The following is a 26,976-nucleotide window of genomic DNA, read 5'->3' as shown; positions in this document are numbered from 1 at the left end:
GTCCCGGATCATGAGTTCTGCCTTGCACGAGCAGCCCTACCTCGAAAGCTGGCGCTGGATGAGCCGCCAGATCCGTTGCGCGCTGGATCCTGACGAACCGCGCCTGATCGAACACTACCTCGCCGAAGGGCGCTATCTGTCCTGTTGCACAGCCACTTCGCCCTGGACTGTCGCCGAAACGTCTTTCCGTCTGCTGCTCGATACCGCCACCGACATCGCGTTGCCGTGGCACTGGCGCAGCGTCTGTCTCGATCAAGCCTGGCGTCCCTTGCGTGAAATGGAGCGCCTGTCGCTATGCCAATGCCGCTTGCGGCGCTGGCAACGCTACACCTGGCAGCTCGCCACTTGCGAGTTGCAACCGTCGATTCCTCTCATTGATTTGCTGCAAGGACATTCGCATGACCAAGACACGTATTGAGCGCGACAGCATGGGCGAACTGCAGGTGCCGGTCGATGCGCTCTATGGCGCGCAGACCCAGCGCGCCGTGGACAACTTCCCGATCAGCGGCAAGCCGATGCCGACGCAGTTCATCCGCGCGCTGATCCTCGCCAAAGCCGCCGCTGCCCGGGCCAACGTTGAGCTGAACCAGATCAGCGCGGCCCAGGGCAAAGCCATCAGTGATGCCGCGCAAGGTCTGCTCGAAGGCAATTTCATGCAGCATTTCCCGGTGGATATCTTCCAGACCGGGTCCGGCACCAGCTCGAACATGAACGCCAACGAAGTGATCGCGACGCTGGCCAGTCGCATGCTCGGCGAGCCGGTCAACGCCAACGATCATGTCAACTGCGGGCAAAGCAGCAACGACATCATCCCGACCACCATCCACGTCAGCGCCGCGCTGGCGCTGCATGAACAATTGCTGCCGGCGCTGTTGCATCTGGTCCAGGTGATCGAGCGCAAGGCCGAGCAAGTGCATCACCATGTGAAGACCGGGCGCACCCACCTGATGGACGCGATGCCGGTGCGCATGAGCCAGGTGCTCAACGGTTGGGCGCAGCAGCTCAAGGCCAATATCGGCCATCTGCAGGATTTGCTGCCAAGCCTGCAAGCGCTGGCGCAGGGCGGCACTGCGGTCGGTACCGGGATCAATGCGCATCCGGAGTTCGCCGCGCGATTCAGTCGGCATCTGAGCCAACTGACCGACGTGCAGTTCACCCCGGGCAAGGATCTGTTCGCGCTGATTGGCTCGCAGGACACGGCAGTCTCTGTCTCCGGCCAGCTCAAAGCTACTGCGGTGTCGCTGATGAAAATCGCCAACGACCTGCGCTGGATGAACTCAGGTCCCCTGGCCGGCCTCGGCGAAATTGAACTGCAAGCGCTGCAACCGGGTTCATCGATCATGCCCGGCAAGGTCAACCCGGTGATCCCGGAAGCCACTGCGATGGTCGCTGCGCAAGTGATCGGCAACGACTCGGTGATCACCGTGGCCGGCCAATCCGGCAATTTCGAACTGAACGTGATGTTGCCGATCATCGCGCACAACCTGCTGAGCAGCATCGAACTGCTGGCCAATTCCAGTCGCCTGCTCGGTGACAAGGCAATCGCTACTTTCAAGGTCAACGAATCGCGCTTGCAAGAAGCGTTGTCGCGCAATCCGATTCTGGTCACCGCACTCAACCCCATCATCGGTTACCAGAAAGCCGCCGAAATCGCCAAGCAGGCCTACAAGGAAGGCCGCGCGGTGATCGACGTCGCTCTGGAACACACCGACCTGTCGCGCAGCCAGCTGGAAGAGTTGCTCAACCCCGAGAAGCTCACCGCCGGCGGCGTGTAAACCCCGCAACCGCTTTGGAGGCTCACCATGGAGCACTGGAAACGCACGATCGAACGGGCCAATCGCTGCTTCATGCTGGGCGAACTGATCGACGCCCGTGAGGCTTATCTGCAAGCCCTGGCCCTGGCGCAAGTGTTGTTCGAACGCTGGGCGGATGCCGACGAAGCGGTGGCGGCCTGCGTCGTCTCTCATCACAACCTCGCCGACCTGCATTTGCGCCTGAATCAACCGGAGGAGAGCGCCGAATACCTGTGCGCTATCCATCAGCGCTTGTTGCAGACCATGCAGGACGAACGCCTGCGCCCGGCCCTGCGTGAGGCGGCGTTGCGCCAGAGCAGCAAGACCTACGTCGAACTGTTGAATTTCATCAGCGAGCACGGCGAGTACCCGCGCACCCAGCGCCTGCTGCATCCGGACACCGGCAATGCCCGCCGCGCCTCAAATCCCCATCAGTATGGAGTCCACTGAAATGGCTTTTACCTTGCCTGCCTTGCCTTATGCCTACGATGCCCTTGAGCCGCACATCGATGCGCAGACCATGGAAATCCATTACACCAAGCATCACCAGACCTACATCAACAACCTCAACGCCGCCGTGGAAGGCACCGAATTCGCCGATTGGCCGGTGGAAAAACTCGTCGCCAGCGTCCAGCAACTGCCGGAAAAGCTTCGCGCAGCGGTGATCAATCAGGGCGGCGGTCACGCCAATCACTCGCTGTTCTGGGAAGTGATGGTGCCCAACGGCGGCGGCAAGCCCGACGGCGCGCTGGCCACGGCTATTGATGAGCAACTGGGCGGACTCGACAGCTTCAAGGAAGCCTTCACCAAAGCCGCACTGACCCGTTTTGGCAGCGGCTGGGCGTGGCTGAGCGTCACCCCGGAGAAAAAACTGATCGTAGAAAGCAGCGGCAATCAGGACAGCCCGTTGATGAACGGCAATACCCCAATCCTCGGTCTCGACGTCTGGGAGCACGCCTACTACCTGCGCTACCAGAACCGTCGCCCGGAATACATCAACGCGTTCTACAACGTGATCAACTGGCCGGAAGTTGCTGCGCGCTATCAGGCCGCACTGGTCTGAGCCTTCCATAAAAACAATCAGGGCTGACTATGGGCACGGAAACACTGGCGATTGGCAGCGGGCGCATGTTTCGTTACGCGGTGGGCTCGCTGTTGCTGCTGGCGGGGATGACTTTGCTGGTCGCCCACGGTTTGCAGTGGCTGAATCTGGAACCGCGGCTGTTGCGCGCCTTGCAGGGCGGTGCCATCTGCGCCTTGGGCACGGCGCTTGGCGCGGTGCCGGTGCTGGTGATCCGGCGCATGCCGCAGGCACTCAGCGACACCTTGCTGGGATTTGGTGCCGGGGTGATGCTGGCGGCGACGGCGTTTTCGCTGATCGTGCCGGGCATTGCTGCGGCGGAGAGTCTTGGTCTTACGCCGTGGGCCGCCAGTGGCCTGATCTGCTTCGGCATCCTGCTCGGCGCGTTCGGTCTGTATCTGGTGGATCGGCGCGTTTCCGGTGCCTCGCCGCAGATGCTCGTCGGCACGCTGGAGCATCCGGTGATTCCACCACGAATCTGGCTGTTCGTGTTCGCCATCATCGCGCACAACATTCCAGAAGGCATGGCGGTCGGCGTGTCTGCCGGCGGCGGGATGGCGGACGCCGACAGTCTGGCGATGGGCATTGCGTTGCAGGATGTGCCGGAAGGGCTGGTGATTGCGTTGGTGCTGGCCGGGGCGGGGATGTCACGGTTCAGGGCGTTTCTCATCGGCGCGGCGTCTGGGCTGGTCGAACCGGTATTTGCACTCTTATGCGCGTGGCTGGTGAGTCTGGCTCAAGTGCTGTTGCCGCTGGGACTGGCGTTGGCGGCCGGGGCGATGTTGCTGGTGGTGACCCACGAAGTGATCCCGGAATCGCGCCGTCATGGGCATGACAAGCTGGCCAGTCTGGGCCTGTTGGTCGGGTTTTGTTTGATGATGGTGATGGATACGGCGTTGGGGTGAATGGAGGCGAGGAACAGTGTCCCCGCCTCGCGGATTATTCACCTTCGTCGAAATACCTTTCGATCAGATCGACCAATGCGTCCATGGCTTCCTGAGCCTGTTCGCCTTCGGTGCTCAAATGGATTTTGGTGCCTTTACCCGCCGCGAGCATCATCATTGCCATGATGCTCTTGCCGTCGACAGTCGTTTCAGGGGTGCGTCCCACCCGAATCGTGCAGTCTGGATACTGACCGGCCACGCCGACGAATTTGGCCGATGCCCGGGCATGCAGACCCAGTTTATTGATGATTTCGATTTCACGAGCAGGCATCGCGGTGTGGATCCTTTAGGTGAGGTCGCGGTGGCGAACCTGGACGTTCTTCAGGGTTTTCTGCAGGGCCTGACCCAGACGTTCGGTCAGGTAGACGGAGCGGTGGTGCCCGCCGGTGCAGCCAATGGCAATGGTCACGTAGGCGCGGTTGCTGGCGGCGAAGCGTGGTAGCCACTTGTTCAGGTAGGCGTAGATGTCCTGATACATTTCTTCGACATCCGGCTGCTGCGCCAGATATTCGGCCACATGGGCATCGAGGCCGGACTGAGCGCGCAGCTCCGGTTTCCAGTACGGATTGGGCAGGCAGCGCACATCGAACACGAGGTCGGCGTCGACCGGCATGCCGCGCTTGAAGCCAAATGATTCAACCAGAAACGCCGTGCCGGGCTCAGGCTGATTCAACAGGCGCAACTTCAGGGTATCGCGCAGTTGATACAGATTGAGGTTGGTGGTGTTGATTTTCAGGTCAGCCAGATCGGCGATCGGGCCGAGCAGGGCGGTTTCATCGTGAATCGCCTCGGCCAGTGAGCGATTGGCATTGCTCAGCGGGTGACGTCGCCGGGTTTCGGAAAAACGCTTGAGCAGGGTTTCTTCGTCGGCGTCCAGGTACAGCACATCGCACTTGATGTGTTTGGCACGCACGTCTTCGAGCAACTCGGGAAAGCGTGACAGATGGCTGGGCAGGTTGCGTGCATCGATCGACACGGCGACCAGCGGCTGCGCCAGCTCCGTGTGAATCAGCGCACGCTCGGCCAGTTCTGGCAGCAAACCGGCCGGCAGATTGTCGATGCAGTAGTAGCCGTTGTCCTCAAGGACATTCAGGGCGGTACTTTTACCCGAGCCCGAACGGCCACTGACAATGATCAAACGCATGATTAGTGCCCGTTCTGCTCGTCCAGTACAACCTGGTACAAGGCTTCATTGCTCGGAGCGCTGCGTAGCTTGTCACGCACTTCCTTGCGGTCGAGCATGCTGGCGATCTGGCGCAACAACTCCAGATGCGCGTCGGTTGCGGCTTCCGGGACCAGCAGCACGAACAACAGGTCCACCGGGGCGCCGTCGATGGCATCGAAATCAATCGGAGCTTCGAGGTGCAGCAGGGCGCTGACCGGTGCCGTGCAGCTCTTGAGGCGGCAGTGGGGAATGGCGATGCCGTTGCCAAAACCGGTGGAGCCGAGTTTTTCACGGGCGATCAGCGCCTCGAAGACGTCCTGCATCGCCAGATCCGGCACTTCGCGGTGGATCAGGTTGGCAATCTGTTCGAGGGCTTTTTTCTTGCTGCCGCCCGGCGCGTTCACTTGGGAACGGCCGGGGGTCAGGATGGTTTCAAGTCGGATCATGGGATAGGGGTGTTAACGACCGGTCGCGCCCTGGAGGAGGCTCTGGGTCTTTTCCTTATGCTTTTTGAGTTGGCGATCCAGCTTGTCGGTGAGTGAGTCGATCGCAGCGTACATGTCGGTGTCTTCTGCGTTGGCGACCACTTCGCTGCCGGGGATATGCAAGGTGGCTTCTATCTTCTGCTTCAGCTTTTCGACGCACATCGTGACCTGCACGTTGGTGATCTTGTCGAAATGTCGCTCCAGTCGCTGGAGTTTTTCCTCGATGTAGGAACGCAGAGGTTGGGTCACTTCCAGTTGGTGTCCACTGATGTTGACTTGCATACAGCTTCTCCTTCGTTGCCAGTGCATAAAGCGGCAGGCCGAAAAGCCTGCCACTGGAACGCTGTAACGTGGCTTACATCAACCGCTTGCGTTCGCTCGAAGGCGCGATTCCGAGGGATTCGCGGTACTTGGCGACGGTGCGGCGAGCCACCTGAATGCCTTGTGCCTCCAGTAAACCAGCGATCTTGCTGTCACTCAACGGCTTTTTCTGATTTTCCGCTGCGACCAGTTTCTTGATGATCGCGCGGATCGCCGTGGACGAGCATTCGCCGCCTTCGGAGGTGCTGACGTGGCTGGAGAAAAAGTATTTCAGCTCATAAATACCGCGCGGGGTATGCATGAATTTCTGTGTGGTCACCCGGGAAATCGTCGATTCGTGCATGCCGACCGCTTCGGCGATGTCATGCAATACCAACGGCTTCATCGCTTCGTCGCCGTATTCGAGGAAGCCGCGCTGATGTTCGACGATCTGCGTGGCCACTTTCATCAGGGTTTCGTTGCGGCTCTGCAGGCTCTTGATGAACCAGCGGGCTTCCTGCAACTGGTTACGCATGAAGGTGTTGTCGGCGCTGGTGTCGGCACGCTTAACAAACCCGGCGTACTGGGCATTGACGCGCAGGCGTGGCACCGATTCCTGGTTCAGCTCGACCAGCCAGCGCTCGTTGTCCTTGCGCACGATCACATCGGGAATGACGTATTCGGCTTCGGTTGATTCGATCTGCGAGCCCGGACGCGGATTGAGGCTCTGTACCAGCTCGATGACCTGGCGCAGCTCGTCTTCCTTGAGCTTCATCCGGCGCATTAGCTGGCTGTAATCGCGGCTGCCCAGCAGGTCGATGTAATCGGCGACCAGCCGCTTGGCTTCGGCCAGCCAAGGTGTTTTGGCCGGCAACTGGCGCAGTTGCAGGAGCAGGCATTCGCTGAGGTTGCGGGCGCCGATACCGGCGGGCTCGAATTGCTGGATGCGATGCAGGACGGCTTCGATCTCGTCGAGCTCGATGTCCAGTTCAGGATCGAACGCCTCAAGAATTTCTTCGAGTGTTTCGTCCAGATAGCCCTGATTGTTGATGCAGTCGATCAGGGTCACGGCGATCAGGCGATCGGTGTCGGACATCGGCGCCAGGTTCAGTTGCCAGAGCAGATGGCTTTGCAGGCTCTCGCCGGCCGAGGTGCGGGTGGTGAAATCCCACTCGTCGTCATCGCTGCTGGGCAGGCTGCTGGCGCTGGTCTGGTAGACGTCTTCCCAGGCGGTATCCACTGGCAGTTCGTTGGGGATGCGCTCGTTCCATTCGCCATCCTCAAGGTTGTCCACCGTCGGGGCGGTTTCCTGGTAGGAGGGTTCCTGGATTTCGGCGGGCTTCTGTTCGGCGTTGTCGGCCAGAGGATCGGCGTTGTCGAAGTCGTCGCCTTCTTCCTGGCGCTCGAGCATCGGATTGGATTCCAGAGCCTCCTGGATCTCCTGTTGCAGGTCCAGGGTCGACAATTGGAGCAGGCGGATGGCCTGTTGCAGCTGCGGTGTCATCGTCAGCTGCTGGCCCATTCTCAAGACTAGCGATGGTTTCATGGCAGGGGCTTAACACCTTATTCGCCGGCGCTTTGCGCCATCCACTACAGGGCGCCGAAGCGCCAAACTTAAGCAAATTATATGCCTGAAACTGAAGTGTTTGCCTAGAGCGCTGTAACAATTAAAGCGGATAAATGCGCCTTGAATCGATACAGCGCTGTCGCGCTTACAGGCGGAACTCGTGACCCAGATACACTTCCTTGACCAGATCGTTGGCCAGGATGGTTTCGGCATCGCCTTCAGCGATCAGTTGACCGTCGTTGACGATGTAAGCGGTTTCGCAGATGTCCAGCGTCTCACGGACGTTGTGGTCGGTGATCAGCACACCGATGCCCTTGGCCTTGAGGTGATGGATGATCTGCTTGATGTCGCCGACCGAGATCGGGTCGACACCGGCGAACGGTTCGTCGAGCAGGATGAACTTCGGCGCAGTGGCCAACGCGCGAGCAATTTCCACTCGGCGGCGTTCACCACCGGACAGGCTCATGCCGAGGTTGTCGCGGATGTGGCTGATGTGGAATTCCTGCAGCAGGCTTTCCAGCTCCTTGCGACGACCGGCCTTGTCGAGTTCCGGGCGGGTCTCGAGGATCGCCATGATGTTGTCGGCGACCGACAGTTTGCGGAAGATCGACGCTTCTTGCGGCAGATAGCCGATACCGGCCTTGGCGCGGCCGTGCATCGGCTGATGGCTGACGTCCAGATCATCGATCAGCACGCGGCCCTGATCCGCCTGCACCAGGCCGACGATCATGTAGAAACAGGTCGTCTTGCCAGCGCCGTTCGGGCCGAGCAAGCCGACGATCTGCCCGCTGTCGATCGACAGGCTGACGTCACGCACGACCTGGCGGCTTTTATAGGCCTTGGCCAGGTGCTGAGCTTTCAGAGTTGCCATTACTGGGATTTCTCTTCGGTTTTCTTCTTCGGCTGGATCACCATGTCGATGCGCGGACGCGATTCGGTGACCTTGCTGCCCGTGGCGCGACCGGCGCTGGCCAGTTTCTTCACGGTGTCGTAGACGATTTTTTCGCCCTGGGTGACGTTGTTATCCTTGTCGATAACCTTGGCCTTGTCGATCAGCACCACACGGTTCTGTTGGGCGTGGTATTGAATCGTCACGCCGTAGCCCTTGACCGGGTTGGCGTCGCCCTGGGTCTGCAACTGCTCGAAGTAGGCCAGGTTGCCCACCGAGGTCACCACATCGATGTCGCCATTGGGCGCGCGAGTCATGGTCACGGTGTTGCCTTTGACGATCATCGAACCCTGGGTAATGACCACGTCACCTTTATAAGTGGCGATGCCATTCTTGTCGTCCAGTTGGGCGTCGTCGGCCTGAATGCGGATAGGCTGCTCCTGATCGTTCGGCAGGGACCAGGCGCTCGCGCTTCCCAGTGCTGCGCCCAGACTGAGCAAAATAGGGAGGGTTTTAACGAGCCTCATACTGTCCTCTTACGTTCGATTGCAGGTGTATCCTGCTGTCCTTCAAGTACGCTTTCATTCCGACGCCAGTCGATACACCGCCAGCGCCCTCGATTCTAACGGGTTGCGCAGTCTGCGCATATTCCTGCTGCGGGAACACGGTCATGCGGGTGCTGGTGATCAGGGTGCCGCGCTGTTTCTCGTCGGTGCGCTGTACGCGTACCGAGTCGATCAATTCCACTTCGGTACCGCCGGAATTCACCTCGCCGCGCTCACTGGTCACGTGCCACGGGAAGTCGGTGCCGCGGTACATGTTCAAATCAGGCTTGGTCACCAGGGTGATGTCGGTTGCCTTGACGTGCTCGGCCTTGTCGGAAGTCATCTCGTACTGCACCTTGCCGTCGGGCAGGTACTGAATGGTATGCGTGTTGGTCGCGTACCAGTCGATCGGATTCTCGGCAGCCGAAACCGGTGGCTTGTCGAGGAAGCGTTCCGGGCTGATGTTCCAATAGCCGACCGCAGCGAAAATCGCCGCGATGCAGCCGAACAGCAGGAAGTTGCGAAACTTTTTGCTAAACATGGTCAGGCTCACAGGTACGCGGCGTTGGCCGCTTCGAGGCGGCCCTGGGCGCGCAGGATCAATTCGCAGAATTCGCGGGCGGCACCTTCGCCGCCACGGGCGCGGGTAACGCCGTGGGCGTGTTCCCGGACGAAATCGGCAGCGTTGGCCACCGCCATGCCCAGCCCTACACGGCGGATCACCGGCAAGTCTGGCAGATCGTCACCCAGATAAGCGACTTCTTCATAGCTTAGGCCCAGTTGCGCGAGCAGGCCGTCGAGCACCACCAGTTTGTCTTCACGCCCCTGAAACAGGTGCGGGATGCCGAGGTTCTTCGCGCGGCGCTCGACCACCGGGGTCTTGCGACCGCTGATGATCGCGGTTTGTACGCCGGCATTCATCAGCATCTTGATGCCCTGGCCGTCGAGGGTGTTGAAGGTCTTGAACTCGCTGCCGTCTTCGAGGAAGTACAGGCGCCCGTCGGTGAGCACACCGTCGACGTCGAATACTGCCAGTTTGATCGCTTTGCCGCGTTGCAGCAGATCGTTGCTCATTACATGACTCCTGCGCGCAGCAGATCGGAGAGGTTGAAGGCGCCGATCGGGCGATCCTCCTCGTCGACGACTACCAGAGCGTTGATTCGATGGTCTTCCATGATTTTCAGGGCTTCGGCGGCGAGCATGTCGGGCCGGGCGGTCTTGCCGTGTGCGGTCATCACCTGATCGATGGTGGCGCTGCGGATGTCGATGGCGCGATCCAGGGTGCGGCGCAAATCACCGTCAGTGAAGATCCCGGCGAGCTTGCCATCGGCTTCAATAATAGCGGTCATGCCCAGACCCTTGCGCGTCATTTCCATCAGCGCGTCTTTGAGCAGGGTGCCGCGTTGTACTTGCGGCAGCTCCTGCCCGGCGTGCATGACGTTTTCCACTTTCAGCAACAGGCGACGGCCAAGGGCGCCGCCGGGATGCGAGAAGGCAAAATCTTCAGCGGTGAAACCACGCGCTTCCAGCAAGGCCACGGCGAGGGCATCGCCCATGACCAGCGCTGCAGTAGTAGAAGAGGTCGGCGCCAGATTCAACGGACAGGCTTCGTGCTCGACATGCACATTGAGATTGACCTCGGCAGCCTTCGCCAATGGCGACTGCGGATTACCGGTGACGCTGATCAGCTGGATGCCGAGGCGTTTGATCAATGGCAGCAGCGTCACGATTTCGTTGGTCGAGCCGGAGTTCGACAGGGCCAGAATCACATCGTCGCGGGTGATCATGCCCATGTCGCCATGGCTGGCTTCGGCCGGATGCACGAAAAACGCCGGGGTGCCGGTGCTGGCCAGGGTGGCGGCGATCTTGTTGCCGATGTGCCCGGATTTGCCCATGCCGACCACGACCACGCGGCCCTTGCTGGCCAGAATCATCTCGCAAGCGCGTACGAAATCGGCGTCGATATGGGCCATCAAGCCTTGGACGGCTTCCACTTCGAGGCGGATGGTGCGTTGTGCCGATTGAATCAGGTCGCGGGTTTTGCTCATGTCAGAATCGTATGGGCCGATGAAAAGGCGGCGATTATAGCGGTTATGTGGCAAAGCCTCACGCAAGTTCGACGTGCTTTGTCATTACTGGTTACCAAAACCCTCTGAAACTCGCTCGGGCCCTCTTCAGTCGGCGATCTTGGCCGGGTTCTCGCTTGGGCGCTCAGCCTTTGCAGTGATATAGTTCGCCGCCAGTTCGGCCTGCCCGGGATGCAGGTGTTTCCGAGGAAAGTCTGGCATCCCAGTGAGAGGCTGCATCGCAAGGAGTTTAGATGAGTGCCGATAACGCCTACGCGGTCGAGCTGAAGGGAGTCTCCTTCAAGCGCGGTGCGCGGAGCATTTTCAATAACGTCGATATCCGCATCCCGCGCGGCAAGGTCACCGGCATCATGGGGCCTTCCGGCTGCGGCAAGACCACGCTGCTGCGCCTGATGGGCGCGCAGTTGCGGCCGTCCGGCGGCGAAGTCTGGGTCAACGGGCAGAACCTGCCGACGCTGTCGCGCAGCGATCTGTTCGATGCGCGCAAGCACATGGGCGTGCTGTTTCAGAGCGGTGCGCTGTTTACCGATCTCGATGTGTTCGAGAACGTGGCCTTTCCGTTGCGGGTGCACACGCAACTGCCGGAAGACATGATCCGCGACATCGTCCTGCTGAAATTGCAGGCCGTGGGCCTGCGTGGCGCCATCGATCTGATGCCGGACGAACTGTCCGGCGGCATGAAGCGCCGTGTAGCATTGGCCCGGGCGATTGCCCTCGACCCGCAGATTCTCATGTACGACGAGCCCTTCGTGGGCCAGGACCCGATCGCCATGGGCGTGTTAGTGCGCCTGATCCGCCTGCTCAACGATGCTCTGGGAATCACCAGCATCGTGGTTTCGCACGATCTGGCGGAAACCGCGAGCATTGCCGACTACATCTATGTCGTGGGCGATGGTCAGGTGCTGGGCCAAGGCACACCGGATGAGCTGATGAATTCCGATGATCCGCGTATCCGCCAGTTCATGACCGGTGATCCCGATGGCCCGGTGCCGTATCACTTTCCAGCGACGGATTACCGCGCAGATCTTCTGGGGAAGCGTTGATGCGCAGAATTTCATTGATGGAACGCGTGCGTCGGTTCGGCGAATCGGCGATCGACGCGGTCGCGGTGTTTGGTCGGGCGACCCTGTTCCTGTTTCACGCCCTGCTGGGCCGTGGCGGTATCAGCGGTGGTTTCGGCCTGCTGGTCAAGCAGCTGCATTCGGTCGGCGTCATGTCGCTGGTGATCATCGTGGTCTCCGGCATTTTCATCGGCATGGTCCTGGCGTTGCAGGGCTTCAGCATTCTTTCCAGCTATGGTTCAGAGCAGGCGGTGGGGCAGATGGTCGCCCTGACGCTGCTGCGTGAACTGGGGCCGGTGGTCACGGCGTTGCTGTTTGCCGGGCGGGCCGGTTCGGCGTTGACCGCCGAGATCGGCAACATGAAATCCACCGAGCAGTTGTCCAGCCTGGAAATGATCGGTGTCGATCCGCTCAAGTACATCATTGCCCCGCGCCTGTGGGCCGGCTTCATTTCCCTGCCGGTGCTGGCGATGATCTTCAGCGTCGTCGGCATCTGGGGCGGTTCGTGGGTGGCAGTCGACTGGCTGGGCGTTTATGAAGGCTCGTACTGGGCGAACATGCAGAACAGCGTGAACTTCACCAGTGACGTGCTCAATGGCGTGATCAAAAGTGTCGTTTTCGCCTTCGTCGTGACCTGGATCGCCGTATTCCAAGGCTATGACTGTGAACCCACTTCCGAGGGGATCAGTCGTGCCACCACCAAGACCGTGGTGTTTGCCTCGCTGGCAGTGCTCGGTCTGGACTTTATTCTGACCGCTTTGATGTTTGGAGATTTCTGATGCAAAACCGCACCCTGGAAATCGGTGTCGGCCTGTTCCTGCTGGCAGGGATCCTGGCTTTGCTGCTGCTCGCCTTGCGCGTCAGCGGCCTGTCTCCGACTTCGTCCACCGACACTTACAAGTTGTATGCATATTTCGACAATATCGCCGGTCTGACGGTCAGAGCCAAAGTGACCATGGCCGGGGTGACCATCGGCAAGGTCACCGCTATCGATCTGGATCGCGACAGCTTCACTGGTCGGGTCACGCTGCAAGTGGATAAAAAGGTCGACAACCTGCCGGTCGATTCCACAGCGTCTATCCTGACCGCGGGTCTGCTGGGCGAGAAATACATCGGTATCAGCGTCGGCGGTGAAGACACCCAGTTGAAAGACGGTGGAACCATCCACGACACGCAGTCGTCACTGGTACTGGAAGACCTGATCGGTAAATTCCTGCTCAATACCGTTAGCAAAGACGCCAAATGAGGAGCTTTTGAATGATCTCTATCTTGCGACGTGGCCTGTTGGTGTTGCTCGCGGCCCTGCCGTTGATGGCTAACGCTGCACCGGGGCAATCGGCTCATGACCTGATTCAGGACACCACGAACCGGATGCTTGCCGATTTGCAGGCGAACAAAGAGAAGTACAAGCAGGATCCGCAGGATTTCTATGCGGCGCTGAACAACATTGTCGGTCCGGTGGTGGATGCCGAGGGCATCTCCAAAAGCATCATGACCGTGAAATATTCGCGCAAGGCCACGCCTGAGCAGATGCAGCGCTTTCAGGAAAACTTCAAGCGCGGTCTGTTCCAGTTCTATGGCAACGCGCTGCTGGAATACAACAACCAGGGCATCACGGTTGACCCGGCCAAAGACGAATCGGGCGAGCGCACCAGTGTCAACATGACCGTCAAGGGCAGCAACGGCGCGATCTATCCGGTGCAGTACACGCTTGAGAAGATCAGCGGCGAGTGGAAACTGCGCAACGTGATCATCAATGGCATCAACATTGGCAAGCTGTTCCGTGACCAGTTTGCCGACGCCATGCAGCGCAATGGCAATGATCTGGACAAGACCATCGATGGCTGGGCCGGTGAAGTCGCCAAGGCCAAGCAGGAAACCGACAAAGCCGCCGCGAAGCCAGCGCAATGAGTGAGGCGGCAGTTCGTATGAGTGATGTCGACGAGCTGGTGCTCAGCGGCGTGCTGGATTACCGCACCGGGCCCGACCTGCGCAAGGAAGGGCAGGCGCTGATCAAGTCGAGCAAGGCATCGGCGCTGGTCATCGATTGTTCGGCGGTGCAGAAGTCCAGCAGCGTCGGCCTGTCGTTGCTGCTGTGCTTCATGCGTGATGCGCAGGCGGCCGGCAAGGCCGTCAGCATTCGCGCGATGCCTGACGACATGCGTGAAATCGCTCAGGTCAGTGAATTGACCGAGTTGTTGGCGCAACCCTGAACCATCATCTATAAAGAAGCCCCCCGTCAGAGTCCTGCGTTGCGGGGTTCGCAGGCGCGGGGCTTTTTTGTATGATGTCCGACCCGTGCGCACAGGGCGCCGATTGAGGTTGAGCATGCAGGCCGTAGAAGTGAAGAGCTTCCTTGAAGGAAAGCTGCCAGGAACGCTGGTAGAAGTTGAAGGCGAAGGCTGCAACTTCCAGCTGAACGTGATTAGCGATGAACTGGCGGCGTTGAGCCCGGTGAAGCGTCAGCAGCAGGTCTATGCCCATTTGAACCCATGGATCACCGATGGCAGCATCCATGCGGTCACTATGAAATTTTTCAGCCGCGCGGCCTGGGCCGAGCGCACCTGAGCCCTAGGGCGTCGAGATACTAATGGATAAATTGATTATTACCGGTGGCGCTCGTCTTGATGGCGAGATCCGCATTTCCGGCGCGAAGAACTCCGCCCTGCCGATTCTGGCTGCGACCTTGCTGTGCGATGGCCCGGTCACCGTCGGCAACCTGCCGCACCTGCACGACATCACCACCATGATCGAGCTGTTCGGGCGCATGGGCATCGAGCCGGTGATCGACGAGAAGCTCAGCGTCGAAATCGACCCGCGCACCATCAAGACCCTGATCGCCCCGTACGAACTGGTGAAAACCATGCGTGCGTCGATCCTGGTACTGGGTCCTATGGTCGCGCGTTTCGGTGAAGCCGAAGTCGCACTGCCTGGTGGTTGCGCCATCGGTTCGCGTCCGGTCGACCTGCACATTCGCGGTCTGGAAGCCATGGGCGCGGTCATCGACGTCGAAGGCGGCTACATCAAGGCCAAGGCGCCTGAAGGCGGCCTGCGCGGCGCGCACTTCTTCTTCGACACCGTCAGCGTGACCGGTACCGAAAACATCATGATGGCCGCTGCTCTGGCCAAGGGCCGCAGCGTGTTGCAGAACGCCGCGCGCGAGCCTGAAGTAGTCGACCTGGCGAACTTCCTCAATGCCATGGGCGCCAAGGTTTCCGGAGCCGGCACCGACACCATCACCATCGATGGCGTCGAGCGGCTGGGTTCGGCTTTCTACAAAGTCATGCCTGACCGTATCGAAACCGGCACCTACCTGGTCGCCGCTGCCGTGACCGGTGGTCGCGTCAAGGTCAAGGACACCGATCCGACCATCCTCGAAGCGGTGCTGGAAAAGCTGCGTGAGGCCGGTGCGGAAATCACCTGCGGTGAAGACTGGATCGAGCTGAACATGCACGGCAAGCGCCCGAAAGCGGTCAACGTGCGCACTGCGCCGTACCCGGCGTTCCCGACCGACATGCAGGCGCAGTTCATCTCGCTCAACGCCATTGCCGAAGGTACTGGTGCGGTGATCGAGACGATCTTCGAAAACCGTTTCATGCACGTGTACGAGCTGCACCGCATGGGCGCGCACATCCAGGTTGAAGGCAACACCGCGATCGTCACCGGTATCGAGAAGCTCAAGGGCGCGCCAGTCATGGCTACCGACCTGCGCGCGTCGGCCAGCCTGGTGATCTCGGCGCTGGTTGCCGAAGGCGACACGCTGATCGACCGCATCTACCACATCGACCGTGGTTACGAGTGCATCGAAGAAAAACTGCAAATGCTGGGTGCCAAGATCCGCCGCGTTCCGGGCTGATCGCTGCATCGGGACACAGGGACGTGTCCACTGAATTCGTTTCGAGTCGAGGGTGTACGCACCCTCGATGTGTGTCCGGCGCCGATTGCGACCGGGCATGAGTACCTTGATAAGGACTGACGTTTCCCATGTTGACCATCGCACTGTCCAAGGGCCGCATCCTTGACGACACCCTGCCGCTTCTCGCTGAAGCGGGCATCGTGCCGACCGAGAATCCGGACAAGAGCCGCAAGCTGATCATTCCCACGACCCAGGACGACGTGCGTCTGCTGATCGTGCGTGCCACCGACGTGCCGACCTATGTCGAGCATGGCGCGGCCGACCTCGGCGTCGCCGGTAAGGACGTGCTGATGGAGTACAGCGGTCAGGGCCTGTACGAGCCGCTGGACCTGCAGATCGCCCAGTGCAAGCTGATGACCGCCGGCAAGATCGGCGCGGCCGAACCCAAGGGCCGTCTGCGCGTGGCGACCAAGTTCGTCAACGTTGCCAAGCGTTATTACGCCGAGCAGGGCCGTCAGGTCGACATCATCAAGCTGTACGGCTCGATGGAGCTGGCGCCGCTGATCGGGCTGGCCGACAAGATCATCGACGTGGTCGACACCGGCAACACCCTGCGCGCCAACGGCCTGGAGCCACAGGAACTGATCGCTACGATCAGCTCGCGTCTGGTGGTCAACAAGGCTTCAATGAAAATGCAGCACGCCCGGATCCAGGCGTTGATCGACACCCTGCGCAACGCAGTGGAATCGCGACACCGCGGCTGATCTACCTGCGCGGCCCGAGGCCGCGCCGTCTATCCGCCTCATAGCCAGAATTCTCAGGTGCCCAAGCGGATCGAATGCTAGTTTCGGGCGCCTGAGTTATTTGCCATTCCTATGAGGCTCTCGCTATGACCGCAACCACTGCAATTCGCCGACTCAACGCTGCTGACCCGGATTTCGCGCATCATCTGGATCATCTGCTGAGCTGGGAAAGTGTGTCTGACGACTCGGTCAATCAGCGCGTGCTCGACATCATCAAGGCTGTGCGCGAGCGCGGTGACGCGGCGCTGGTCGAATTCACCCAGAAGTTCGACGGTCTTGAAGTCGCCTCGATGGCCGACCTGATCCTGCCGCGCGAGCGCCTTGAACTGGCTTTGACCCGCATCACTGTGCCGCAACGCGAGGCCTTGGAAAAAGCCGCCGCCCGCGTGCGCAGCTATCACGAAAAACAGAAGCAGGATTCCTGGAGCTACACCGAGGCTGACGGCACGGTGCTCGGCCAGAAAGTCACGCCGCTGGATCGTGCCGGCCTGTACGTGCCGGGCGGCAAGGCCTCGTATCCGTCGTCGGTATTGATGAACGCGATTCCGGCCAAGGTGGCCGGCGTGACCGAAGTGGTCATGGTCGTGCCGACCCCGCGCGGTGAAATCAACGAGCTGGTGCTGGCCGCTGCCTGCATCGCCGGTGTCGACCGCGTGTTCACCATCGGCGGCGCGCAAGCGGTTGCCGCACTGGCTTATGGCACCGAAAGCGTGCCGCGTGTCGACAAGGTTGTCGGCCCGGGCAATATCTATGTAGCCACGGCCAAGCGCCATGTGTTCGGCCAGGTCGGCATCGACATGATCGCCGGCCCTTCGGAAATTCTTGTGGTGTGCGACGGCCAGACTGATCCGGACTGGATCGCCATGGACCTGTTCTCCCAGGCCGAGCACGACGAAGACGCGCAAGCGATTCTGGTCAGCCCCGACGCCGAGTTCCTCGACAAGGTGGCCGCGAGCATCGATAAATTGCTGCCGACCATGGACCGCGCGACCATCATCGAAACTTCGATCAATGGCCGTGGTGCGCTGATTCAGGTGAGCGACATGGCCCAAGCCATCGAAGTCGCCAACCGCATTGCCCCGGAACACCTGGAATTGTCGGTCGCTGATCCACAAGCCTGGCTGCCGCAGATTCGTCACGCCGGTGCGATCTTCATGGGCCGCCACACTTCCGAAGCGTTGGGCGATTACTGTGCCGGTCCGAACCACGTGTTGCCGACTTCCGGCACCGCGCGGTTCTCCTCGCCGCTGGGCGTCTACGACTTCCAGAAGCGCTCGTCGATCATCTTCTGCTCCGAGGCCGGCGCTTCCGAGCTGGGCAAAACAGCATCGGTACTGGCCCGTGGCGAATCGCTGAGCGCCCACGCACGCAGCGCCGAATACCGCATCAAAGACCAAGACTTTCTGAAAGGGCAGGGGAACTGAGCGATGAGTAAATTCTGGAGCCCGTTCGTCAAGGATCTGGTGCCCTACGTGCCGGGCGAACAGCCGAAGCTGACCAAACTGGTCAAGCTCAATACCAACGAAAATCCGTATGGCCCGTCGCCAAAAGCACTGGCGGCGATGCAAGCCGAGCTCAACGACAACCTGCGCCTGTACCCGGACCCGAACAGTGATCTGCTGAAAAACGCCGTGGCCGAATACTACGGCGTGCAAACCAGTCAGGTGTTCCTCGGCAACGGTTCGGACGAGGTGCTTGCGCACATCTTCCACGGTCTGCTGCAACACGATCAGCCGCTGCTGTTCCCGGACATCAGCTACAGCTTCTATCCGGTCTACTGCGGTCTGTACGGGATTGAATTCGATGCGGTGCCGCTGGATGCGCAGTTCCAGATCAACCCGGCCGACTACGCCAAACCGAATGGCGGGATCATTTTTCCCAACCCGAACGCCCCGACCGGGTGCCTGCTGGCGCTGGACGCGGTCGAGCAAATCCTCAAGGCCAGTCCTGATTCGGTCGTAGTCGTGGATGAGGCGTACATCGACTTTGGCGGCGAGACGGCGATCAGTCTGGTGGACCGCTATCCGAATCTGCTGGTGACGCAGACGCTGTCCAAGTCACGCTCGCTGGCCGGCCTGCGTGTCGGTCTGGCGGTAGGGCATCCGGACCTGATCGAAGCGCTGGAGCGGATCAAGAACAGCTTCAACTCCTATCCACTGGATCGTCTGGCGATTGTCGGCGCGGCGGCGGCGTTTGCAGATCGCGAGTATTTCGACAAGACCTGTCGTCAGGTGATCGAGAGCCGCGAATGGGTGGTGGCGCAGTTGCAGGCTAAAGGCTTTGAAGTGCTGCCGTCGGCGGCCAACTTCATCTTCGCTCGCCACCCGCAGCATGATGCGGCGGGCCTGGCGGCCAAGCTGCGCGAGCAGGGCGTGATCGTGCGGCACTTCAAGCAGGAGCGGATTGCGCAGTTCCTGCGGATATCGGTGGGTACGCCGGAGCAGAATCAGGCGTTGATCGACGGCCTTGGCGACCTCTAAAAGCAAAAGCCCCTCACCCTAGCCCTCTCCCGGAGGGAGAGGGGACTGAATGGGGAATATTGCAGAATTTCACCGACCTGAATTTGGTTTACCGAATCCATAATCGACTCGGTCTTTCAGGTCGATGTATCCCGCAAGACAACTCGGTCGGCTCCCTCTCCCTCTGGGAGAGGGCTGGGGTGAGGGTGTGCTTTTATTCGTGATGCGGCTCGCCAAGGAATGTCAGCGAACTGAACAACCCACGACTGTCCACATCAGCGCTGCCCTTCACCGGCACCTCGACCTGCGCCGCAATCACATTCAACCCTTCATTACGCACCAGCACCTGCGCACGCCCATCCTTGTCGGTCTCGGTGCTCAGGGTGTTTGGCGCGCTGCGATAGTCGCCATACAACTTCACCCCCGCCGCCGGTTTGCCATCGAGCAGCACCCGCACCGGTAACGATTTACCCGGCCCGACCGTCAGCGGATCGACCTCCGGCAGGATCAGCAGTTTGATCTGCTCCAGTTTCGGCAACTTCGCCCCCGGCTGATAGATCGCCAGGCTGTACTTGAACGTCTGCGTGGCCTCGGTGGCGCCGGGCACTTTGCTGCGTCCTTCGTTGATCCACTTCTTGTCCGCTGTCTGCGACCACATGCCGTTGTTCAGCGCCACGGCCAGCACCACCGGCGGCTTCAATGGTCTCAAACGGGCATGATCGGCCAGGCGCTCGACGCTGACCGGGATCATTTTGCCGCTTGCGTCATAAGCCCAGGCACCGCTGATTTTCTGCGCCTTGAAGGCGTTGTCTTCGGCGCCATGGCCGTAGATCACTTCGATGTTGCCGCGTCGCTCCTCTGTCCACAGGCCGTGCGCCGACACCTGGCCGGTGAACAGCGCAGCGATGAGCAGAAGGGATTTGCCGTAGTGCATGGTGACGTCCTTTTACAGGTTGAGTGTCAGGCTGACAGTGAAATTGCGTGGCTCGCCGGGGTTGACCCAGTAGTTGCTGTAAGAGCGCTCGTAGTATTTTTCGTCGAAGATGTTGTTCAGGTTCAGGCCGAGCGTGACGTTGTCGCTGGCCTTGTAATGCGCGAGCAGGTCGACGGTCTGGTAGGCCGGCAATTCGAAGTCGCTGCCGGATTCGCCCGAGCGATCGCCGACGTAAGTGAACGCTGCGCCGACGTCTGAACCGCGCAGTCGGCCATCCTGAAATTCATAAACACCCAGCAGACTGCCGCTGCGTTTAGCCACGCCGAGGATGCGGCTGCCGGTAGGAATGGTCGCGTCGCCCTTGGTCACCTCGGCGTCGATGTAGGCGAAGGCGCCGATGACCCGCACCGCGTCGGTCACCTGGCCGCTCACTTGCCAATCGAAACCCTGACTGCGCGCCTTGCCCATGGCGCGGCTGGTGTCGGTGCCCGGATCGAGGGCGAGAACGTTTTCCTTGTCGATGTGGAAGAAAGCGAGGGTGCTGCTCACGCGCTCATCGAACAGTTCGTTCTTGATCCCCACTTCGTAACCGACACCTTCTTCCGGGTCGAAGGATTTGCCGGAGGCATCCAGGCCGTTGTTTGGTTTGAACGACGTCGAGGCGTTAGCGAACAGGCCGGTGCTCGGCGTGAGCTGATAGAGCAGGCCGGCGCGTTGAGTCAGTGCGTCGTGGCGCTGCTGGCTTTTGGCGTTGCGGCTGTGATCGTCGATGCGCTGATCGAAATGCTCGAAGCGCGCGCCGACCATGCCGCGCAGCTTGTCGGTGAAGATGATCTGGTCCTGCAGATTCAGCGCATGACTTTCGACGTGTTCGAAGAAGTCGGTGCCCGAGCGTACGCCGTTGGGTTTCGGCTGGCCGTAAACCGGCTTATAGATGTCGATGGCGTAGGGGCCGCCAGCAATGGTGGTGACGCGTTCGTCCTTGCGGTAATTCTCGTACTCGGTGCCGATCAGCAATTCATGCTGCCACGGCCCGAGGTCGAACAGACCGCGCAGTTCCAGTTGGGTGATGCTGTCGTGCCAACTCGTGTCGCGTTCGCGCAAGCGGCGGTTGACCGTGTGGCCGTCGGCGTTCAGCGGTCGTGCTTCGGAAGCGTCGCCCCAGAGCTTGCCTTCCTTGTAGTGACTGGCCAGTCGCAGCTTCCAGCTGTCGTTCAGATGGTGTTCAAGAGTGGCCTGGAGCAGGTTGTTGTGGTTATCGATGTTGCCGTCGTTGGGTTCGCCCAAGAACGTCGAGCGCGATACGCCGCTCCATTTGTTGTTCGGCGCCACGACGCCACGATCGAACGTCGAGTTGTGACGGACGATTTCGCTTTCCACCAGCAGTGAGGTGTCCGGGTTCAACTGCCAACTGATCGAAGGCGCGACGAAGACCCGCTGGCTGTCGACGTGGTCGCGAAAGCTTTTGTTGTCTTCTACGGCGAAGTTGATGCGCGTGAGCACATTGCCCTGATCATCGAGGGGCGTGTTGACGTCCAGCGCGGTGCGATAGCGGTCCCAACTGCCGGCGCTGGTTTGCACAGTGGTGAACGCTTCGGGCTGCGGCTTCTTGGTGACGATGTTCACCGTGCCGCCCGGATCTCCCCGGCCGTAAAGGCTGGCGGCCGGGCCTTTGAGCACTTCGATGCGCTCGATGTTCGCTGCATCCGGCGTGCTCGGGTAACCGCGATTGGCGCTGAAGCCGTCCTTGTAGAACTCCGAAGTGGTGAAGCCGCGCACGCTGTATTCGTACAGGGTCAGGCCGCCGAAGTTGTTCTGCTTCGACACGCCGCCGGCAAAATCCAGCGCGCGTTCAACGCTGGTGCTGCCCAGATCCGAGAGCACACTGGCCGGGACTACGCTGATGGCTTGCGGGATATCGCGAATCGCTGTGTCGGTTTTGGTCGCACTGGCCGAGCGAGTCGCGCGATAACCGCTGACCGGGCCGGTGGGTGATTCGTAGTCGGAAGTGACGCTGATGGCTTCCAGCTCAACGGGCTCCGGCTCATCGGCGAAGGCGGGATCGCAGAGCAAACCCAGAGTCAGGCCCAGCAGCGAGGCCTTTTTGCGAGACGACATGTTATGTTGTTCCAATTGCTAGAATTGAAACAATATAACATGCCTGTTGAGAATGTCTGTTATTCGCGCCACTGGCGCGAAAACATTTTTACTCTTCTTTTTCTTTCACCGGTGCCGGCGGTGGACGCAGGCCGATTTCAGCCGTCAGCTTCAGCTCCTTGCCGTTGCGCATGACCTGAATCGTCACCTTGTCGGTCGGTTTGATCCGCGCCACCTGGTTCATCGAGCGGCGACCATCGCCGGCCGGCTCGCCATCGATGCTCAGAATCACATCGCCCAGTTGCAGGCCGGCTTTCTGCGCCGGGCCGTCACGGAAGATCCCCGCGACGACAATCCCCGGTCGCCCGGACAAGCCAAACGACTCCGCCAGTTCCTGAGTCAGCGGTTGTACTTCGATGCCCAGCCAGCCGCGAATCACCTGGCCGTGCTCGATGATCGATTTCATCACTTCCATCGCCAGTTTCACCGGGATGGCAAAACCGATGCCTTGCGAGCCGCCGGATTTGGAAAAGATCGCCGTGTTGATACCGGTGAGGTTGCCGTTGGCATCGACCAGCGCACCGCCGGAGTTGCCCGGGTTGATCGCCGCATCGGTCTGGATGAAGTCTTCGTAGTTGTTCAGGCCCAACTGATTACGGCCGGTGGCGCTGATGATACCCATGGTCACGGTCTGGCCGACGCCGAACGGGTTGCCGATGGCCAGCGCGACGTCGCCGATGCGAATGCTGTCGGAGCGGCCGACGGTGATTGCCGGCAGGTTTTTCAGATCGATTTTAAGGACAGCAAGGTCGGTTTCCGGATCGCTGCCGATCACCCGCGCGAGTGTTTCGCGACCATCCTTCAGCGCCACGACAATCTGGTCGGCGCCGCTGGTGACGTGGTTGTTGGTAAGGATGTAGCCTTCCGGGCTCATGATCACCCCGGAACCCAGGCTCGATTCCATGCGCTTCTGTTTCGGCGAGTTATCACCGAAGAAGCGGCGGAACTGCGGATCCTCGAACAAGGGATGCGCCGGTTTGTTGATGACCTTGGTGGTGTACAGGTTGACCACCGACGGCGCGGCGATGCCCACCGCATCCGCATAGGACACCGGCCCCTGCTGCACGATCGTGGTCTGAGGGGCCTGTTGCAGATTGACGTCGAGGCTCGGCAGCCCGACCCACTCGGGGTAACGCTGAATAATCAACAGAGCGATAAGCACACCGGCCAACAGCGGCCAGCCAAAAAAACGCAGCGCCTTGAGCATTAAGCACGTTCCTGGAAAGGTTGCAGGCGAGGTCAGACCGCCCATAATGTCGCGCATTATACGAGGCCGCGCGCGCCTCTGAACGGGATATTTAGGAGTCTTTCATGGCCGTTGCCCTCAGCACCCTCGTCGAAGAAGCCGACCGTTACCTGGGCAGTGCGAAAATTGCCGATTATTGCCCCAACGGATTGCAGGTCGAAGGCCGCCCGCAGGTGATGCGTATCGTCAGCGGCGTCACCGCCAGCCAGGCTTTACTGGACGCGGCCGTGGAAGCCGAGGCCGACCTGATCCTGGTCCACCACGGTTATTTCTGGAAAGGCGAAAACCCTTGCGTCACCGGCATGAAACAGCGCCGCTTGAAAACCTTGCTCAAGCACGACATCAGTCTGCTCGCCTATCACCTGCCGCTGGATCTGCACCCGGACGTCGGCAACAACGTGCAACTGGCGCGTCAGCTCGACATCACTGTCGAAGGGCCGCTCGACCCGAGCAATCCGAAAGTCGTCGGGCTGGTCGGCTCACTGAATGAGCCAATGACTGCGCGGGATTTCGCGCGCAAGGTGCAGGAAGTCATGGGCCGCGAGCCGCTGCTGATCGAAGGCAGCGGCATGATCCGCCGCGTCGGCTGGTGCACCGGCGGTGGCCAGGGCTATATCGACCAGGGCGTGGCGGCGGGTGTCGACCTGTTCATCAGTGGCGAGGCCTCCGAGCAGACTTTCCACAGTGCGCGGGAAAACGACATCAGCTTCATCGCCGCCGGCCACCACGCCACCGAGCGCTATGGCGTACAGGCGCTGGGTGAGTATCTGGCGAAGCGCTTTGCCCTGGAGCACATCTTCATCGATTGCCCGAATCCGATCTGAACTCACCTCAAACTCCTGTGGGAGCGAGCCTGCTCGCGAAGGCGTCAGACCTTCAATACAAAGGTGCCTGACACCCCGCCTTCGCGAGCAGGCTCGCTCCCACGTTCGGCCCTGACGGCCGAACTGGTGGGCATATTCATATACCCTTTCGATCTAGTTGGCGTCCTGATTAGAAGAGGTCGCTGTGCTAGGATTCCTCGCTCGAACACGGCCCGCTGGCCGTTCATAAGAAAGCTTTCGTGAGTAGCCATGGTCGACAAACTGACGCATCTGAAACAGCTGGAGGCGGAAAGCATCCACATCATCCGCGAGGTGGCCGCCGAGTTCGATAACCCGGTGATGCTGTACTCCATCGGTAAAGACTCCGCCGTGATGCTGCACCTGGCACGCAAGGCGTTCTTCCCGGGCAAACTGCCGTTTCCGGTGATGCACGTCGACACCCGCTGGAAATTCCAGGAAATGTACAAGTTCCGCGACAAGATGGTCGAAGACTTGGGCCTGGACCTGATCACCCACATCAACCCCGATGGCGTGGCGCAGAACATCAACCCGTTCACCCACGGCAGCGCCAAGCACACCGACATCATGAAAACCGAAGGCCTGAAACAGGCACTCGACAAGCATGGTTTCGACGCAGCGTTCGGCGGCGCCCGTCGCGATGAAGAGAAATCCCGCGCCAAAGAGCGCGTGTACTCGTTCCGTGACAGCAAGCACCGCTGGGACCCGAAAAACCAGCGTCCGGAGCTGTGGAACGTCTACAACGGCAAGGTCAACAAGGGCGAATCCATCCGTGTGTTCCCGTTGTCGAACTGGACCGAGCTGGACATCTGGCAGTACATCTATCTCGAAGGCATCCCGATTGTGCCGCTGTACTTTGCCGCCGAACGCGAAGTGATCGAGAAGAACGGCACGCTGATCATGATCGACGACGAGCGCATCCTCGAGCACCTGTCCGATGAAGACAAAGCGCGCATCGTGAAAAAGAAAGTGCGGTTCCGCACCCTTGGCTGCTACCCGTTGACGGGCGCGGTGGAGTCCGAGGCCGAAAGCCTGACGGACATCATTCAGGAAATGCTCCTGACGCGAACTTCCGAGCGCCAGGGCCGGGTCATCGACCACGATGGCGCAGGCTCGATGGAAGACAAAAAACGTCAAGGCTATTTCTAAGGGGCTGTCATGTCGCATGTTTCTGATTTGATCAGCGAGGACATCCTCGCCTACCTAGGCCAGCACGAACGTAAAGAGCTGCTGCGCTTTTTGACCTGCGGTAACGTCGATGACGGCAAGAGCACCCTGATCGGGCGCCTGCTGCACGACTCGAAAATGATCTACGAAGATCACCTCGAAGCGATCACCCGCGATTCGAAGAAAGTCGGCACCACCGGTGACGACATCGATCTGGCGTTGCTGGTCGACGGTCTGCAGGCCGAGCGTGAGCAGGGCATCACCATTGATGTCGCCTACCGCTATTTCTCCACCGCCAAGCGCAAATTCATCATCGCCGACACCCCCGGCCATGAGCAGTACACCCGCAACATGGCCACCGGTGCGTCCACCTGTGACCTGGCGATCATTCTGGTCGACGCCCGTTACGGCGTGCAGACCCAGACCCGTCGCCACAGCTTCATCGCTTCCCTGCTGGGTATCAAACACATCGTCGTCGCCATCAACAAGATGGACTTGAAGGACTTCGACGAAGGCGTGTTCGAATCGATCAAGGCTGACTACCTGAAGTTCGCCGAAGGCTTGAAGATGAAGCCGACCAGCATGCACTTCGTGCCGATGTCTGCCCTCAAGGGCGACAACGTGGTGAACAAGTCCGAGCGCTCGCCGTGGTACACCGGCCAGTCGCTGATGGAAATCCTCGAGACTGTGGAAGTGGCGGGCGATCGCAACTTCACCGATCTGCGTTTCCCGGTGCAGTACGTCAACCGTCCGAACCTGAACTTCCGCGGTTTCGCCGGCACCCTGGCCAGCGGCATCGTGCACAAGGGCGACGAAGTCGTGGTGCTGCCGTCGGGCAAGAGCAGCCGGGTGAAGTCCATCGTCACTTTCGAAGGTGAGCTGGAACACGCAGGTCCCGGTCAGGCGGTAACGCTGACCATGGAAGACGAAATCGACATCTCCCGTGGCGACCTGTTGGTGCATGCCGACAACGTGCCGCCGGTGACCGACAGCTTCGAAGCGATGCTGGTTTGGATGGCTGAAGAGCCGATGCTGCCGGGCAAGAAATATGACATCAAACGCGCCACCAGTTACGTGCCGGGCTCGATCGCCAGCATCGTCAACAAGGTCGACGTCAACACGTTGGAAGAAGGCCCGGCGAGCGCGTTGCAGCTCAACGAAATCGGCAAGGTGAAGATCGCGCTCGACGCGCCGATCGCCCTCGACGGTTACGAAAGCAACCGCACCACCGGCGCGTTCATCGTCATCGATCGCTTGACCAACGGCACCGTTGGCGCTGGCATGATCGTCGCGCAGCCAGTGACGCACGGCACCGCCACGCATCACGGCAAACTGGCGCACGTGGCGACTGAAGAACGCGCCCAGCGCTTCGGCCAGCAACCAGCCACCGTGCTGTTCAGCGGCCTGTCCGGTGCGGGCAAAAGCACCTTGGCGTATGCGGTCGAGCGCAAGCTGTTCGACATGGGGCGCGCGGTGTTTGTACTCGATGGCCAGAATCTGCGTCATGATTTGAACAAAGGTCTGCCACAAGATCGCGCCGGGCGTACCGAGAACTGGCGTCGTGCCGCGCACGTGGCGCGTCAGTTCAACGAAGC

The 26,976-nt window shown here is 60.3% G+C and carries 31 protein-coding genes; 18 read left to right on the top strand and 13 right to left on the bottom strand.

Annotated features, from left to right (window positions below; translation table 11 throughout):
- Positions 1-10: 10 nt before the first annotated feature.
- The 5 genes from D8U71_RS21255 to D8U71_RS21235 are packed head-to-tail and all read left to right on the top strand — an operon-like array spanning position 11 to position 3,779.
- Positions 11-418 carry a hypothetical protein gene (locus tag D8U71_RS21255; RefSeq protein WP_016771690.1) on the top strand — a complete coding sequence of 136 codons (408 nt, stop codon included), beginning with the start codon at positions 11-13 and terminating at the stop codon, positions 416-418.
- On the top strand, positions 399-1,775 hold the full coding sequence (locus tag D8U71_RS21250) for a class II fumarate hydratase (protein WP_130888601.1): 1,377 nt from the start codon (positions 399-401) through the stop codon (positions 1,773-1,775). The genes D8U71_RS21255 and D8U71_RS21250 overlap by 20 nt, the downstream gene beginning before the upstream one ends.
- 27 nt (positions 1,776-1,802) lie before the next feature.
- A complete protein-coding gene (locus D8U71_RS21245) occupies positions 1,803-2,243 on the top strand; it encodes a hypothetical protein (protein ID WP_016771688.1) in 441 nt (146 codons plus the stop codon).
- A 1-nt stretch (position 2,244) separates the two neighbouring features.
- A complete protein-coding gene (locus D8U71_RS21240; RefSeq protein WP_130888600.1) occupies positions 2,245-2,856 on the top strand; it encodes a superoxide dismutase in 612 nt (203 codons plus the stop codon).
- Between the two features lie 29 nt (positions 2,857-2,885).
- Positions 2,886-3,779: a ZIP family metal transporter gene (locus tag D8U71_RS21235; protein ID WP_130888599.1), complete on the top strand. Its 894-nt coding sequence runs from the start codon at positions 2,886-2,888 to the stop codon at positions 3,777-3,779.
- Between the two features lie 34 nt (positions 3,780-3,813).
- Here D8U71_RS21235 and D8U71_RS21230 read toward each other — a convergent pair whose 3' ends face one another.
- The 10 genes from D8U71_RS21230 to D8U71_RS21185 all read right to left on the bottom strand — a co-directional run bounded on the left by D8U71_RS21230 (position 3,814) and on the right by D8U71_RS21185 (position 10,817).
- On the bottom strand, positions 3,814-4,089 hold the full coding sequence (locus D8U71_RS21230) for an HPr family phosphocarrier protein (RefSeq protein WP_016771685.1): 276 nt from the start codon (positions 4,087-4,089) through the stop codon (positions 3,814-3,816).
- A gap of 15 nt (positions 4,090-4,104) precedes the next feature.
- Positions 4,105-4,962, bottom strand: coding sequence for an RNase adapter RapZ (gene rapZ / locus D8U71_RS21225; RefSeq protein ID WP_130888598.1), 858 nt, complete (start codon positions 4,960-4,962; stop codon positions 4,105-4,107).
- A 2-nt stretch (positions 4,963-4,964) separates the two neighbouring features.
- On the bottom strand, positions 4,965-5,429 hold the full coding sequence (ptsN, locus tag D8U71_RS21220) for a PTS IIA-like nitrogen regulatory protein PtsN (RefSeq protein WP_016771683.1): 465 nt from the start codon (positions 5,427-5,429) through the stop codon (positions 4,965-4,967).
- A 12-nt stretch (positions 5,430-5,441) separates the two neighbouring features.
- The gene (raiA, locus tag D8U71_RS21215; protein ID WP_007912419.1) at positions 5,442-5,750 is read right to left on the bottom strand and encodes a ribosome-associated translation inhibitor RaiA; all 309 of its coding nucleotides are present in this window, start codon (positions 5,748-5,750) and stop codon (positions 5,442-5,444) included.
- 73 nt (positions 5,751-5,823) lie between these two features.
- The gene (locus D8U71_RS21210; protein ID WP_130888597.1) at positions 5,824-7,314 is read right to left on the bottom strand and encodes an RNA polymerase factor sigma-54; all 1,491 of its coding nucleotides are present in this window, start codon (positions 7,312-7,314) and stop codon (positions 5,824-5,826) included.
- Between the two features lie 166 nt (positions 7,315-7,480).
- Positions 7,481-8,206 (bottom strand): LPS export ABC transporter ATP-binding protein, encoded by a 726-nt coding sequence (gene lptB / locus D8U71_RS21205; RefSeq protein ID WP_024011621.1) that lies wholly within the window; start codon positions 8,204-8,206, stop codon positions 7,481-7,483.
- Positions 8,206-8,751 carry a lipopolysaccharide transport periplasmic protein LptA gene (lptA, locus tag D8U71_RS21200; RefSeq protein WP_130888596.1) on the bottom strand — a complete coding sequence of 182 codons (546 nt, stop codon included), beginning with the start codon at positions 8,749-8,751 and terminating at the stop codon, positions 8,206-8,208. The genes lptB and lptA overlap by 1 nt, the downstream gene beginning before the upstream one ends.
- Positions 8,738-9,310 carry an LPS export ABC transporter periplasmic protein LptC gene (lptC, locus tag D8U71_RS21195; protein WP_041477980.1) on the bottom strand — a complete coding sequence of 191 codons (573 nt, stop codon included), beginning with the start codon at positions 9,308-9,310 and terminating at the stop codon, positions 8,738-8,740. Before lptC ends, lptA begins: the two co-directional genes overlap by 14 nt.
- A gap of 8 nt (positions 9,311-9,318) precedes the next feature.
- On the bottom strand, positions 9,319-9,843 hold the full coding sequence (locus D8U71_RS21190) for an HAD family hydrolase (RefSeq protein WP_016771677.1): 525 nt from the start codon (positions 9,841-9,843) through the stop codon (positions 9,319-9,321).
- Entirely contained in the window at positions 9,843-10,817 is a 975-nt protein-coding gene (locus D8U71_RS21185) for a KpsF/GutQ family sugar-phosphate isomerase (protein ID WP_024011623.1), read from the bottom strand. The genes D8U71_RS21190 and D8U71_RS21185 overlap by 1 nt, the downstream gene beginning before the upstream one ends.
- Before the next feature lie 272 nt (positions 10,818-11,089).
- Here D8U71_RS21185 and D8U71_RS21180 point away from each other — a divergent pair, with 272 nt between their 5' ends.
- From D8U71_RS21180 to hisC, 10 genes are all read left to right on the top strand, one after another.
- Positions 11,090-11,899: an ATP-binding cassette domain-containing protein gene (locus D8U71_RS21180; protein ID WP_056782943.1), complete on the top strand. Its 810-nt coding sequence runs from the start codon at positions 11,090-11,092 to the stop codon at positions 11,897-11,899.
- Positions 11,899-12,696 carry a lipid asymmetry maintenance ABC transporter permease subunit MlaE gene (gene mlaE / locus D8U71_RS21175; RefSeq protein WP_016771674.1) on the top strand — a complete coding sequence of 266 codons (798 nt, stop codon included), beginning with the start codon at positions 11,899-11,901 and terminating at the stop codon, positions 12,694-12,696. Before D8U71_RS21180 ends, mlaE begins: the two co-directional genes overlap by 1 nt.
- Positions 12,696-13,163 carry an outer membrane lipid asymmetry maintenance protein MlaD gene (gene mlaD, locus D8U71_RS21170; protein ID WP_016771673.1) on the top strand — a complete coding sequence of 156 codons (468 nt, stop codon included), beginning with the start codon at positions 12,696-12,698 and terminating at the stop codon, positions 13,161-13,163. Before mlaE ends, mlaD begins: the two co-directional genes overlap by 1 nt.
- Positions 13,164-13,174: 11 nt before the next feature.
- Complete coding sequence (locus D8U71_RS21165; protein WP_110603726.1) at positions 13,175-13,828, top strand: ABC transporter substrate-binding protein; 654 nt, start codon at positions 13,175-13,177, stop codon at positions 13,826-13,828.
- A complete protein-coding gene (locus tag D8U71_RS21160) occupies positions 13,825-14,130 on the top strand; it encodes an STAS domain-containing protein (protein ID WP_016771671.1) in 306 nt (101 codons plus the stop codon). Before D8U71_RS21165 ends, D8U71_RS21160 begins: the two co-directional genes overlap by 4 nt.
- 115 nt (positions 14,131-14,245) lie before the next feature.
- Entirely contained in the window at positions 14,246-14,485 is a 240-nt protein-coding gene (locus tag D8U71_RS21155; RefSeq protein ID WP_016771670.1) for a BolA family protein, read from the top strand.
- Between the two features lie 22 nt (positions 14,486-14,507).
- Positions 14,508-15,773: a UDP-N-acetylglucosamine 1-carboxyvinyltransferase gene (gene murA, locus D8U71_RS21150; RefSeq protein WP_016771669.1), complete on the top strand. Its 1,266-nt coding sequence runs from the start codon at positions 14,508-14,510 to the stop codon at positions 15,771-15,773.
- Between the two features lie 128 nt (positions 15,774-15,901).
- Entirely contained in the window at positions 15,902-16,537 is a 636-nt protein-coding gene (gene hisG / locus D8U71_RS21145; RefSeq protein WP_016771668.1) for an ATP phosphoribosyltransferase, read from the top strand.
- A gap of 125 nt (positions 16,538-16,662) precedes the next feature.
- Positions 16,663-18,000 (top strand): histidinol dehydrogenase, encoded by a 1,338-nt coding sequence (gene hisD, locus D8U71_RS21140; RefSeq protein WP_016771667.1) that lies wholly within the window; start codon positions 16,663-16,665, stop codon positions 17,998-18,000.
- 3 nt (positions 18,001-18,003) lie between these two features.
- Positions 18,004-19,056, top strand: coding sequence for a histidinol-phosphate transaminase (hisC, locus tag D8U71_RS21135; protein WP_016771666.1), 1,053 nt, complete (start codon positions 18,004-18,006; stop codon positions 19,054-19,056).
- 193 nt (positions 19,057-19,249) lie between these two features.
- On the opposite strand, the gene D8U71_RS21130 is transcribed toward hisC, so the two are convergent.
- From D8U71_RS21130 to algW, 3 genes are all read right to left on the bottom strand, one after another.
- Positions 19,250-19,969, bottom strand: a complete 720-nt coding sequence (locus D8U71_RS21130; protein WP_130888595.1) for a DUF4198 domain-containing protein — start codon at positions 19,967-19,969, stop codon at positions 19,250-19,252.
- A 12-nt stretch (positions 19,970-19,981) separates the two neighbouring features.
- A complete protein-coding gene (locus D8U71_RS21125) occupies positions 19,982-22,087 on the bottom strand; it encodes a TonB-dependent siderophore receptor (protein WP_130888594.1) in 2,106 nt (701 codons plus the stop codon).
- Between the two features lie 88 nt (positions 22,088-22,175).
- Positions 22,176-23,333 carry a Do family serine endopeptidase AlgW gene (gene algW, locus D8U71_RS21120; RefSeq protein ID WP_016770590.1) on the bottom strand — a complete coding sequence of 386 codons (1,158 nt, stop codon included), beginning with the start codon at positions 23,331-23,333 and terminating at the stop codon, positions 22,176-22,178.
- A 104-nt stretch (positions 23,334-23,437) separates the two neighbouring features.
- Between algW and D8U71_RS21115 the strand changes: the two genes are divergently transcribed.
- From D8U71_RS21115 to cysN, 3 genes are all read left to right on the top strand, one after another.
- On the top strand, positions 23,438-24,196 hold the full coding sequence (locus tag D8U71_RS21115; protein WP_024011629.1) for a Nif3-like dinuclear metal center hexameric protein: 759 nt from the start codon (positions 23,438-23,440) through the stop codon (positions 24,194-24,196).
- Between the two features lie 249 nt (positions 24,197-24,445).
- A complete protein-coding gene (gene cysD, locus D8U71_RS21110) occupies positions 24,446-25,363 on the top strand; it encodes a sulfate adenylyltransferase subunit CysD (protein WP_016771664.1) in 918 nt (305 codons plus the stop codon).
- Between the two features lie 9 nt (positions 25,364-25,372).
- On the top strand, positions 25,373-26,976 hold a 1,604-nt coding region (gene cysN / locus D8U71_RS21105; RefSeq protein ID WP_130888593.1), incomplete at its 3' end, for a sulfate adenylyltransferase subunit CysN.

The sequence above is a fragment of the Pseudomonas sp. Sample_21 genome (genome assembly GCF_004307525.1).
GTDB lineage: Bacteria > Pseudomonadota > Gammaproteobacteria > Pseudomonadales > Pseudomonadaceae > Aquipseudomonas > Aquipseudomonas atacamensis.
This window is presented reverse-complemented; position numbering and strand designations above follow the sequence as displayed.